We start from the raw sequence: 12,154 nt of genomic DNA, 5'->3' as shown, positions 1-12,154 counted from the left end.
AATGCCTGCGTCCCTCACGTCAGGACGAAGCATGAGCTTCCCCGACATCACGCCAGAGCTCAAAGCCGCGATGCCAAAGCTGCGCGGGCGGTTGCTGGCGAACCAGTCGTTGGCGGAATTGACCTGGTTCCGGGTCGGGGGACCGGCGCAGGTGCTGTTCACGCCGGCCGACGAGAATGATCTCGGCTATTTCCTCGCGCATCTTACGCGCGACATTCCCGTTCATGTCGTCGGCGTCGGCTCCAATCTGATCGTGCGCGATGGCGGCATCGCAGGCGTGGTGATCCGCCTCTCGCCGCGCGCCTTCGGCGATGCGAGCGCGAGCGGCGACACCGTCACGGCGGGCGCGGCCGCGCTCGACAAGCGCGTTGCCGAAGTCGCGGCCGCCGCCAATATCGGCGGGCTCGAATTCTACTTCGGCATTCCCGGCACGATCGGCGGCGCGTTGCGCATGAACGCCGGTGCCAATGGCGGCGAAACCAGGGACGTATTGATCGAGGCCACCGGCATCGATCGCAACGGCAGGAAGCACGTGTTCTCCAATGCCGAGATGAAATTCGTCTACCGCAACAGCGGCGTCGATTCCTCGATCATCTTCACCTCGGCGAAATTCCGCGGTGTCGTCACGGACGCCGATGCGATCCGCGCGCGCATGGCGGAGGTGCAGGCCCATCGCGAGACGGCGCAGCCGATCCGCGAGAAGACCGGCGGATCGACTTTCCAGAACCCGCCGGGGCAGAGCGCCTGGAAGCTGATCGATGCCGCCGGCTGCCGGGGCCTTCGCGTCGGCGGCGCCCAGGTCTCGGAGATGCATTGCAATTTCCTGATCAACACCGGCGATGCCACTGGCCACGACATCGAGACGCTCGGGGAGACCGTGCGCGAACGGGTGAAGGCAAATTCCGGAATTGAGCTACACTGGGAAATCAAGCGGATTGGGGTTCCGTGATGACCATCCCGGAATGACGAAGCGCGAGGCGATCAGGAATGCGCATCACCATTCTCTTCGGCGGCTCCAACAAGGAGCGTCTGGTCTCGGTCGCAACCGCCCAGGCGCTGCACCAGGCGCTGCCGGAGGCAGACCTTTGGTTCTGGGACATCGACGACAACGTGCACGTCGTGCCGTCGAAGCAATTGCGCGAGCATGCGCGTCCGTTCGAGGACGAGTTCAGGCCCGGGACGCGCGGCGTTCCGCTGGAGCAGGCGCTCGACCAGGCCAGGCGCGAAGACCGCGTGCTGGTGCTCGGCCTGCACGGCGGCCGCGCCGAGAACGGCGAATTGCAGGTGATGTGCGAATCGCGCGGCGTGCCCTTCACCGGCTCGGGCTCGGCGTCTTCCCATCTGGCCTTCGACAAGATCGCGGCCAAGCGGTTCGCCGCGCTCGGCGGCGTGACGCCGCCGGCCGGAATTGCGCTCGCCGATCTCGATGCCGCGTTCGCCGAGTATGGGCGGCTGATCGCAAAACCCGCGCGCGACGGCTCGAGCTACGGCCTGATCTTCGTCAATGCGAGGCAGGATCTCGTCGCCGTCCGCAATGCGGCGAAGCTCGAGGAGTACGTGATCGAGCCGTTCGTCGCGGGCGTGGAGGCGACCTGCGGCGTGCTGGAGCGGCCGGACGGCTCGATCATGTCGCTGCCGCCGATCGAGATCATTCCGGGCGAGGGCAATTTCGACTACGCGGCGAAATATTTGCTCAAGTCGACGCAGGAGATCTGCCCCGGCCGCTTCTCGCCCGAGGTCACCGCCGCGCTGAAGGACCAGGCGATGCGCGCGCATCGCGCGATGTCCTGCACCGGCTATTCCCGCTCCGACTTCATCGTCTCGGACAAGGGGCTTGTCTATCTCGAGACCAACACCCTGCCCGGGCTGACGAAGTCTTCGCTCTATCCCAAGGCGCTGAAGGCGCAAGGCATCGAATTCGTCGATTTCCTGCGTGACATGGTCGTGCTGGCGGAGCGCTGCGCGCGGAGATAGTACGTCGGCGTTAACGGGCTCGAGAGCCGAACGGGCGCCCGGCAGCCCCCCGACCGGTAAAATGGCGAGGTTCCCGGCACAAATACCTCACGGGACGAGGCAAATCTCGCCGCGCCTTAACCAATTTTACTTTTTGTTTACCAGGAAGTCCGAAGGTTAACGCTGGCGGCGCATATGGCGCTTTGGCTGCCGGCGCGTGAGCTGCCCGCGGATCGTCCCGCGGTCGAGCGCACGCATGTTGAAGGGGAGAGGCTTCTTCTGCTGAAGACCAGCACCCGGCCGGCAGGTCCGAGACGTCGTGAGCGCCAGAACCCGCGGTTTCGCGGGCTAACTGTTGACGAGCTCGTGCAATGGATGGTGCAGGCAGCCTCGCCCGATCGGTCCTTCGATCGCTGAGGCCCCAAACTGACCTGAGGGCGGCCGCTCTTGGAGCGGTCGTGCTTCTGCGCGAGTGGGTGCAGCAGAAGCGCGACGAGCGCCACGTCCGCGCCAGGGCCGTTCCGGAACGCGAGCCGCCGCCGCGCGCGGTCGCGCTGATCGAGCGTCACCTGCCGCGCCGGGTCGGGATCGGCCTCACCGCAATCCTGCTGATCGCCAGCGCCGGCTTCGGCGTGGTCAAGGGCGGCCATCTGCAGGACTTCGTCGCCGCCGTCAGCGATGCCCGCAACGCGCTGGCCAATTCCGCGGGCTTCCGCATCACCTCCGTCGCCATCAACGGCCGCAAGCAGCTGAGCCAGGACGAGATCCTGGCGATCGGCGGCGTCAATGGCCGCTCCTCGCTGCTGTTCCTCGACGCCGACGGCGTCCGCGACCGTCTCAAGGCCAATCCCTGGATCTCGGAAGCGACCGTCCTGAAGCTCTATCCGGGCCGGCTCCAGATCGACATCACCGAGCGCACGGCGTTCGCGCTGTGGCAGGAGGCCGGCCGCTTGTCCGTGATCGCCGACGACGGCGCCGTGCTCGAGCCCTATGTCTCGCGCCGTTTCCTGTCGTTGCCGCTCGTGGTCGGCAAGGGCGCCGACACCCATGCGCGGGATTTCCTGGCGCTGCTGTCGCGCTATCCGCAGGTTCGCGCGGCCACGAAGGCGGCGATCTTCATCGGCGAGCGGCGCTGGAACCTGCGCCTGAAGGACGGCCTCGACATTCGCCTGCCGGAGCAGGACGTCGGCAACGCGCTTGCCGCGCTCTCCAGGCTCGACAAGGACGACAAACTGTTCTCCCGCGACATCGTCGCGGTCGACATGCGCCTGCCGGACCGCCTCGTCGTGCAGTTGTCCGACGACGCGGCCAAGGTGCGCGAGGAGCTGTTCAAGGACAAGAAGTCCAAGAAGAAGGCCGGTGACCCCGTATGACCGGCCTCGATCGCAGCCAGACGCCGAAAACCCGCCCGATGCCGCACAAGCGCGCCGGGCTGGTTGCGTCTCTCGACATCGGCACCAGCAAGATCGCCTGCATGATCGCGCGGCTGAAGCCGTCGCCGCCGAGCGACGCCCTGCGCGGCCGCACGCACGCGGTCGAGCTGATCGGCTACAGCCAGATCCAGGCCCGCGGCATGAAGGCCGGCGCGGTGATCGATCTCGCCGAATGCGAGCAGGCGGTGCGTCAGGCGGTGGCGCTCGCGGAGAAGATGGCCAAGGTGCGGGTCGAATCCGTGCTGCTGCCGGTCTCCGGCGGCCGGCTGGCCGGGCAACTGGTCGAGGCCGCCGCCGACATCCGCGGCGGCGCCGTGACGGCGGCCGACGTCGATCGCGTCACCTCCACCGGCATGCGCCACGCCACCGGCGAGGGCCGCACCGTGCTGCACACGCTGCCCGTCGGCTACACGCTCGACGGCGTCAAGGGCATCCGCGATCCCCGCGGCATGGTCGCGCGCCAGTTCGGCGTCGACATGAACGTCGTCACCTGCGAGGCTACGGTGGCGCGCAACCTGATGCTGGCGGTGGAACGCTGCCATCTCAACGTCGAGGCCATGGCGGCGAGCCCCTATGTGGCGGGCCTCTCCGTGCTGACCGACGACGAGGCCGATCTCGGCGCCGCCGTGGTCGAGATGGGCGCGGGCACCACCACGATCGCGGTCTATTCCGGCGGCCGCTTCGTGCACGCGGCGGGCTTCGCCGTCGGCGGCCAGCACATCACCATGGACCTTGCGCGCGGCCTGTCGGCGACCATTGCGGACGCCGAGCGAATCAAGACGTTATACGGCACGGTTCTCACCGGCGGTTCCGACTCGCGTGAGTTGATGTCCGTGCCGACGGCCGGTGACGAGCAGGACTTGCCGCAGATCGTCTCCCGCGCCACCATCGCCAACATCGTCAAGCACCGTGCCGAGGAAATCTTCGAAATGGTCCGGGACCGCCTGAAGGATTCGCCCTTTGCGGCGGAACCGAAGGGACGCGTCGTCCTGAGCGGCGGCGCCGCGCAGCTCACCGGCCTCGTCGAACTCGGCAGCCAGATCCTCGGACGGCCGGTGCGGATCGGACGTCCGCTCGGCTTCGCCCGCCTGCCCAACGAGGCGAAGAACGCCGCCTTCGCGGTGCCCGCCGGGCTCCTGGTCTACCCGCAATATGTTCACCTTGAACACGTCGAACCGCGGCATACGCGGCAGGCCAGGACAGGGACTGGCGGCTATTTCGGAAAGGTCGGACGATGGCTTCGCGAGGGCTTCTGATGAATCATTTCCGCCACCCCCGACTTTCTCCAACTCCCGCGGCCGCCGGCCGGGGCGAAACCACGCGCGCGTGATCGAGAGGCAAACATGACCATCAATATCAATGTTCCCGATATTCACGAGTTGAAGCCGCGGATCACCGTGTTCGGCGTCGGCGGAGCCGGCGGCAACGCCGTCAACAACATGATCACGGCAGGCCTGCAGGGCGTCGATTTCGTGGTCGCCAACACCGACGCGCAGGCGCTGACGATGTCGAAGGCGCAGCGCATCATCCAGATGGGCACGCAGGTCACGCAAGGCCTCGGCGCAGGCTCGCAGCCGAACGTCGGCGCGGCCGCTGCCGAAGAGGTGATCGACGAGATCCGCGACCACTTCTCCGGCGCCAACATGGTGTTCGTCACCGCCGGCATGGGCGGCGGCACCGGCACCGGTGCAGCCCCGGTGATCGCCAAGACCGCGCGCGAGATGGGCATCCTCACCGTCGGCGTGGTGACCAAGCCGTTCCACTTCGAAGGTGCGCGCCGCATGCGCACCGCGGAAGCCGGCATCGCCGAACTGCACAAGGTCGTGGACACGCTCCTGATCATTCCCAACCAGAACCTGTTCCGCGTCGCCAACGAGAAGACCACCTTCGCCGACGCCTTCGCGATGGCCGACCAGGTGCTCTATTCGGGCGTCGCCTGCATCACCGACTTGATGGTCAAGGAAGGCCTGATCAACCTCGACTTCGCCGACGTCCGCGCCGTGATGCGCGAGATGGGCAAGGCGATGATGGGCACCGGCGAGGCCTCCGGCGACAAGCGCGCGCTGACCGCCGCCGAAGCCGCAATCGCCAACCCACTGATCGACGATTCATCGATGAAGGGCGCCAAGGGTCTCCTGATCTCCATCACCGGCGGCAGGGACCTTACCCTGTTCGAGGTCGACGAGGCCGCGACCCGCATCCGCGAGGAAGTCGACCAGGACGCCAACATCATCGTCGGCGCGACCTTCGACGAGGCGCTCGACGGCCTGATCCGCGTCTCGGTGGTTGCGACCGGCATCGAGCAGGCGCAGATCGCCCGCAACAGCCAAGCGGTCGCGACGCCGACGGTCGCCGCCGCCGCGCCTGCGGCGACGCCGGCCGCCGTTGCCGAGAGCCGTCTCGCCGATCTCACCGCGCGCCTGCGCGCCGACAATCAGCGGCTCGCCGAGCGCGCCCAGAAGCTGGAAGCGCAGGCCCCGGTGGGAGCTTCGGCGCCCATCGCTGCGGCTCCGGCACAGCGTCAAAACGTCGAGCGCGCCGCGCTGGCCGCGATTGCCGCGGCGGTTGCCCCCGACGTGCCGCAGGCTCCGGCGCCGGCCCCGGTGCAGGCGGCGTCCTACGGCGACGTCACCGTGCGTCCGATCGCGCAAAAGCCCTCGCTGTTCCCGGAGCCCGAGGCGGCGCCGGTTGCGACCAACGAGCCGATGACGCCCGAGACCTTCATTCCGCCGCAGGCCGAGCGGCCGCCGGTACGCACGCCGCGGATGCCGAAGTTCGAGGACCTGCCGATGCCGGCCCAGGCCGAGATTCGCCAGGCCCGTGGCGAGGTCGAGGAGGAACCGACGCACAAGACCCGCCTGTCGCTGCTGCAGCGGCTCGCCAATGTCGGTCTCGGCCGGCGCGACGAGGAGAGCGAGCCGCCGATCGCCGCCCGCGCGGCCGGTCCCGCGATGCCGCCGCTGCCCGAACGCAAGCCGCAACGATCCGTGGCGCAGCAGGTGGCGGCCAAGGAGCCGGTGTCCGAGTACGCCCGGCGACCGGCACCGCAGGGATTGGACACTCATGGCCGCCCGGCGCCTGTGGCGCCGGCGCCACAGGGTGATGATCATCTTGATATCCCGGCCTTCCTGCGGCGGCAGGCGACCTGACGATTGTTACAATCGGATCTGGGGATAAGGTCCCGGCGAGACGATCGCCGGGACCTTTGCTTTGTCACCATGCGATTTCGGGTTTGCGCTACAACCGGCTGATTTTAAATGCTTAATTATGCATTTCGTGCTGGAATAAAGTTGTCGGAAGCCCGCTCGATCGCGGCACAATTTGGTTAAGCCCTGGCGCGAATACGGCAGAGTTGGGGTAACAATTGGTAAAAAAGCGTGAATTGGCGCTCTTTCGGGCAGCACTTATGGTCTGCCGTGACTTGGGGATACAGAGATTCGCGTAACGATCTCGGTCGGTAAGTTGAGTCCTGTATAAGTCGTAGTGGGGCGGGTTCCTGATGAAATTTAGCCGGCAAACAACGCTTGGTGCGCAGGCCACGGTGGCTGGCGTCGGCGTCCATTCCGGTCTTCCCGTCACTCTGACCCTCGGACCTGCACCCGTCGATGCAGGTCTTATTTTTGTCCGCACCGGCCTCGAGGGCTGCGACCGGGAAGTGCAGGCGACCGCCGAGCAGGTGGTCGCAACCGAGTTCGCGACCGTCCTCGGCGACCGCGACGGTCCGCTGGTCTCCACCGCCGAGCACGTGCTCGCCGCGTTGCGCGGCATGGGCGTCGACAACGCCACCATCGAGATCGACGGTCCGGAAGTGCCGATCATGGACGGCAGCGCCGCGGCCTTCGTTGCGGCGATCGACCAGGCCGGTGTCGTCACCCAGCCGGCGCAGCGCCGCTACATCCAGATCCTGAAGCCGGTGTCGGCATCGATCGGCGATTCCTTCGGCGAACTGCGGCCCTATGCCGGCGGCTTCCGCGCCGAGGTCGAGATCGACTTCGCCAATCCCGTCATCGGCAAGCAGAGCTACACGATCGATCTCAGCCCGGAACGGTTCCGCCGCGAGATCGCGCGCGCCCGCACCTTCGGGCAGATGTGCGACGTGGCGCGGTTGTGGAGCGCGGGCTATGCGCTCGGCGCCTCCTTCGAGAATACCGCGGTGTTCGACGACGAGCGGCTGCTCAACGTCGAGGGCCTGCGCTACGCCGACGAATGCGTGCGCCACAAGGTGCTGGACGTGGTGGGCGATCTGGCGCTCGCCGGCCTGCCGCTGCTCGGCGCCTATCGCTCGGTTCGCGGCGGCCACAAGCTCAATCATGCCGTGCTCTCGGCGCTGCTCGCCGACCGCACCGCCTGGCGGGTGGTGGAAGGCGAGGCGGCGCGGCGCACCGCGCGCGGGGTCGTCGAGGTCGGCAGCGGCATCGTCGGCGGCCGGGTTGCTGCCGCCTACGGACCGGACGTGTCCTAGGAACCCGCGGACGTAGCCCCGTTTCGGCCGCCCATTGTCGCGAATCTCCTGGTAACCAAGATCGGCTAGCGTGGCCTTCCGGCCGCCTTAATCCGGGCGAAATGCCTGCCTATCCGGTTGGTTAAAGATCGTTTTTCGGTTACACCGGCGCAGTCGCATGGCGAGGCGCAGGGCCACCGCAGCATTGCACGGCAATTCTCGCGACCAGGACGGGGGTCATGGGGTGGCGGGCACCGCATCACAGGGCGTCAGGTCTCCATTCATGTCGGCACAGCGTATGACGCGCGAAACAGTCACGGTCTCGCCCGAGGTCTCGTCTCGGGCTCGCCGCCTGCTGCAGGCGGCGGCGTTCCTCGTGCTCGTGCTGCCGCTTGGCGGTTGCGGTGCCGGCGAGTTGTGGGACAAGTTCACCGCCAAGGACGATACCTTCGTCGAGGAGCCGGCCGACAAGCTCTACAATGAGGGCCTGTACCTCATGAACGAGCGCAAGGACATGAAGGCGGCCAACAAGAAGTTCGAGGAGGTCGACCGCCAGCATCCCTATTCGGACTGGGCGCGCAAATCGCTTCTGATGTCGGCCTACGCCTCCTATCAGGCCGCCGACTATGACGGCTGCATCGGGGCGGCGACGCGCTACGTCACGCTGCATCCCGGCAGCCCTGACGCGGCCTATGCGCAGTACCTGATCGCGGCCTCGCACTACGACCAGATCCCGGACATCAGCCGCGACCAGGGCCGTACCGAGAAGGCGATCGCCTCGCTCGAGGAGGTAGTGCGCAAATATCCGAACTCGGAATACGCCACCAGCGCCAAGGCCAAGATCGAGGGCGCCCGCGACCAGCTCGCCGGTCGCGAGATGAACATCGGCCGCTATTACATGAAGAAGCGCGACTACACGGCCGCGATCAACCGCTACAAGACCGTGGTCACGCAGTACCAGACCACGCGCCATGTCGAGGAGGCGCTGTTCCGGCTCACCGAGGCCTATATGACGATCGGCATCGTCGGCGAGGCCCAGACCGCGGCCGCCGTGCTCGGGCACAATTTTCCCGACAGCCGCTGGTACAAGGACGCCTATAATCTTGTAAAATCCGGCGGTCTCGAGCCGAGCGAGAATCAGGGGTCCTGGATCAGCAAGACCTTCAAGAAAATGGGCCTCGGCTAGGAAATTTGGTTCCATGCTGGCGCGTCTGTCGATCCGCGACATCGTCCTGATCGAACGGCTCGATATCGAATTCGCCCCCGGCCTTGCGGTCTTGACCGGCGAGACCGGCGCGGGCAAATCCATCCTGCTCGATGCCTTTGCGCTGGCGCTCGGCGGCCGGGGCGATGCCGGCCTCGTGCGCCACGGCGCGGAGCAGGGCCAGGTCACGGCCGTGTTCGACGTTCCCAAGGGCCATCCGGCGGCGAAAATCCTGGCCGAGAACGGCCTCGACGACCCCAGCCAGGACGATTCCGGCGAGATGATCCTGCGCCGGGTGCAGTTTTCCGACGGCCGCACCCGCGCCTTCATCAACGACCAGGCGATCAGCGTGCAGACGCTGAAAGCGGTCGGTTCGGCGCTGGTCGAAATCCACGGCCAGCACGACGAGCGCGCGCTAGTCGATGCCTCGACTCACCGCCGCCTGCTCGACGCCTTTGCCGGCCTCGAGAAGGACGTCACGGCGGTGGAAACGCTGTGGGAGGCCCGCCGCACGGCGAACACGGCGCTGGAGGAGCATCGCGCCGGCATGGAGCGCGCCGCGCGCGAGGCGGACTATCTGCGCCATGCCTCGGACGAGCTCAAGACTCTGGCGCCCAGGGACGGCGAGGAAACCGCGCTGGCCGCGCGCCGCACCACCATGATGCAGGGCGAGAAGATCGCCTCCGACCTGCGCGAGGCGCAGGAGGCGGTCTCCGGCGACCATTCGCCGATCGCGGCGCTGTCGGCGGCGGTGCGGCGGCTGGAGCGCCGCGGCGTCAATGCGCCGGCGCTGGTCGAGCCCGCCGTGAAGGCGATCGATGTCGCGATCAACGCGCTTGAGGAGGCCGACCAGCATCTCGCCGCCGCGCTCGCCGCGACCGATTTCGATCCTCTGGAGCTGGAGCGCATCGAGGAGCGGCTGTTCGCGCTGCGCGCCGCCTCGCGCAAATATTCGACGCCGGTCGACGCGCTTGCCGCGCTCGCCGCGAAATATGCCGCCGATGTCCGGCTGATCGATGCCGGTGCGGAAGCGCTGAAGAAGCTGGAACGCGCCGCAATCGAGGCCGACGCCCGCTATGCCGCTGCTGCGCAAAAGCTCTCGGCCGCGCGGCAGAAGTCGGCGGACAAGCTCAACAAGGCGGTCAATGCCGAGCTCGCCCCGCTCAAGCTCGAGCGCGCCAAGTTCACGACCCAGGTCGAGAGCGACCCGAACGCGCCGGGGCCGCAAGGTTTTGATCGCGTCGAATTCTGGGTGCAGACGAATCCGGGCACCAAGCCCGGGCCGCTGATGAAGGTCGCTTCCGGCGGCGAGCTGTCGCGTTTCCTGCTGGCGCTGAAGGTGGTGCTGTCCGACCGCGGCTCGGCGCCGACGCTGGTGTTCGACGAGATCGACACCGGGGTGGGCGGCGCGGTGGCGGACGCCATCGGTGCGCGCCTCGCCCGGCTCGCCGGCAAGGTGCAGGTGATGGCCGTGACGCATGCGCCGCAGGTCGCCGCCCGCGCCAACCAGCATCTCCTGATCTCCAAGGACGCGCTCGACAAGGGCAAGCGCGTCGCCACCCGCGTCAACGCACTCGCCGCCGATCACCGCCGCGAGGAGATCGCCCGCATGCTCGCCGGCGCCGAGATCACGGCGGAGGCGCGGGCTGCGGCGGAGCGGCTGCTCAAGGCGGCGATGGCTTGATGCCTCGCGTGCCGGACGCGGTGGGGCGTGCAACGCTGCGCCGCAGAGCCGGGATCTATTGCCCGCAGCCTCGTGGGCTCCGGATAAGCAGCGCACCACGCCGCTGCCGCGGCGCGCTGCGCCGCATCCGGGGCACGAGATTCAACACGCCTTTGCCCTCCCGCCGCGTCTGTCGTATTCAACGGCCATGGCCAGATCAGCAAAGCACGCAAAACCGCTTCCCGACGTCGCCGACCTCACCAAGGCGCAGGCCAAGGTCGAGTGGATGCGGCTGGCGCTCGAGATCGAGGGGCATGACCGGCGCTACTACCAGGAGGACGCGCCGACGATTTCCGACGCCGAATACGATGCGCTGCGCAAGCGCTTCAACGCGATCGAACGGCACTTTCCCGAGTTCGTCACCGCCGAATCGCCGTCGCAGAAGGTCGGCGTGGCGCCGTCGGGCCGCTTCAGGAAGGTCCGGCACGCCGTGCCCATGCTGTCGCTCGACAACGCCTTTGCCGAGGAGGACGTGCGCGACTTCGCCGGCCGCATCGAGCGCTTCCTGAAGCTCCCGGACAGCAAGATCGATTTCTCCGCCGAGCCCAAGATCGACGGCCTCTCGATGTCGCTGCGCTACGAAGGCGGCGAACTCGTCACGGCGGCGACCCGCGGCGACGGGGCCGAAGGCGAGGACGTCACCGCCAACATCCGTACCCTGCACGACGTTCCGCACAAGCTCAAAGGCCGCGACATCCCCGAGATCTGCGAGGTGCGCGGCGAGGTCTACATGACCAAGAAGGCGTTTCTCGCGCTCAACGAGCGGCAGAAGGCCGACGGCGGCACCATCTTCGCCAATCCGCGCAATTCTGCCGCAGGCTCGCTGCGGCAGAAGGACCCGGCCGTCACCGCCTCGCGTCCGCTCGGCTTCTTCGCCTACGCATGGGGCGAGATGAGCGAGATGCCGGAAGAGACCCAGAGCGGCATGATCGGTTGGTTCGAGCGCTGCGGCTTCAAGACCAATCCGCTGACCAGGCTATGCCACTCGGTCGAGCAGCTTCTCGCCTTCCACCGCAGAATCGAGGAGAGCCGCGCCGAGCTCGACTACGACATCGACGGCGTCGTCTACAAGGTCGACCGCATCGACTGGCAGGAGCGCCTCGGCTTCGTCTCGCGCACGCCGCGCTGGGCGATCGCGCACAAGTTCCCCGCCGAGCGCGCCACCACGGTGCTGCGCGACATCGAGATCCAGGTCGGACGCACCGGCTCGTTCACGCCGGTCGGCAAGCTCGAGCCGGTCGGCGTCGGCGGCGTGATCGTGCAGAACGTCACGCTGCACAACGAGGACTATATCCACGGCATCGGCAACAAGGGCGAGGTGCTGCGCGAGGGCCGCGACATCCGCATCGGCGACACCGTGGTGATCCAGCGCGCTGGCGACGTCATCCCGCAGGTGGTCG

At 67.4% G+C, this 12,154-nt stretch carries 9 protein-coding genes; all 9 read left to right on the top strand.

Features of this window, described 5'->3' with window-relative positions:
- The first annotated feature begins 31 nt into the window (after positions 1 to 31).
- Positions 32 to 949: a UDP-N-acetylmuramate dehydrogenase gene (gene murB, locus KGM94_RS17975; protein WP_300262187.1), complete on the top strand. Its 918-nt coding sequence runs from the start codon at positions 32 to 34 to the stop codon at positions 947 to 949.
- A gap of 38 nt (positions 950 to 987) precedes the next feature.
- Positions 988 to 1,974 (top strand): D-alanine--D-alanine ligase, encoded by a 987-nt coding sequence (locus KGM94_RS17970; RefSeq protein ID WP_300262182.1) that lies wholly within the window; start codon positions 988 to 990, stop codon positions 1,972 to 1,974.
- A gap of 350 nt (positions 1,975 to 2,324) precedes the next feature.
- Positions 2,325 to 3,326 (top strand): cell division protein FtsQ/DivIB, encoded by a 1,002-nt coding sequence (locus tag KGM94_RS17965; RefSeq protein WP_300262178.1) that lies wholly within the window; start codon positions 2,325 to 2,327, stop codon positions 3,324 to 3,326.
- On the top strand, positions 3,323 to 4,642 hold the full coding sequence (ftsA, locus tag KGM94_RS17960; RefSeq protein ID WP_300262174.1) for a cell division protein FtsA: 1,320 nt from the start codon (positions 3,323 to 3,325) through the stop codon (positions 4,640 to 4,642). The genes KGM94_RS17965 and ftsA overlap by 4 nt, the downstream gene beginning before the upstream one ends.
- An 87-nt stretch (positions 4,643 to 4,729) precedes the next feature.
- Positions 4,730 to 6,535 (top strand): cell division protein FtsZ, encoded by a 1,806-nt coding sequence (gene ftsZ, locus KGM94_RS17955; protein ID WP_300262171.1) that lies wholly within the window; start codon positions 4,730 to 4,732, stop codon positions 6,533 to 6,535.
- Positions 6,536 to 6,885: 350 nt separating this feature from the next.
- Positions 6,886 to 7,848: a UDP-3-O-acyl-N-acetylglucosamine deacetylase gene (lpxC, locus tag KGM94_RS17950; protein WP_300262169.1), complete on the top strand. Its 963-nt coding sequence runs from the start codon at positions 6,886 to 6,888 to the stop codon at positions 7,846 to 7,848.
- A 262-nt stretch (positions 7,849 to 8,110) separates the two neighbouring features.
- Positions 8,111 to 9,013: an outer membrane protein assembly factor BamD gene (locus tag KGM94_RS17945; RefSeq protein ID WP_300262166.1), complete on the top strand. Its 903-nt coding sequence runs from the start codon at positions 8,111 to 8,113 to the stop codon at positions 9,011 to 9,013.
- A gap of 13 nt (positions 9,014 to 9,026) precedes the next feature.
- Positions 9,027 to 10,715 (top strand): DNA repair protein RecN, encoded by a 1,689-nt coding sequence (gene recN, locus KGM94_RS17940; protein WP_300262163.1) that lies wholly within the window; start codon positions 9,027 to 9,029, stop codon positions 10,713 to 10,715.
- A 187-nt stretch (positions 10,716 to 10,902) separates the two neighbouring features.
- Positions 10,903 to 12,154 (top strand): NAD-dependent DNA ligase LigA (gene ligA, locus KGM94_RS17935; protein ID WP_300262160.1); only part of this gene is annotated, 1,252 nt, incomplete at its 3' end.

The organism is Bradyrhizobium sp. (genome assembly GCF_028868675.1).
Classification (GTDB): domain Bacteria; phylum Pseudomonadota; class Alphaproteobacteria; order Rhizobiales; family Xanthobacteraceae; genus Bradyrhizobium.
Note: the sequence above shows the minus strand (reverse complement) of the source record. Positions and strands in the feature narration are given on the sequence as shown.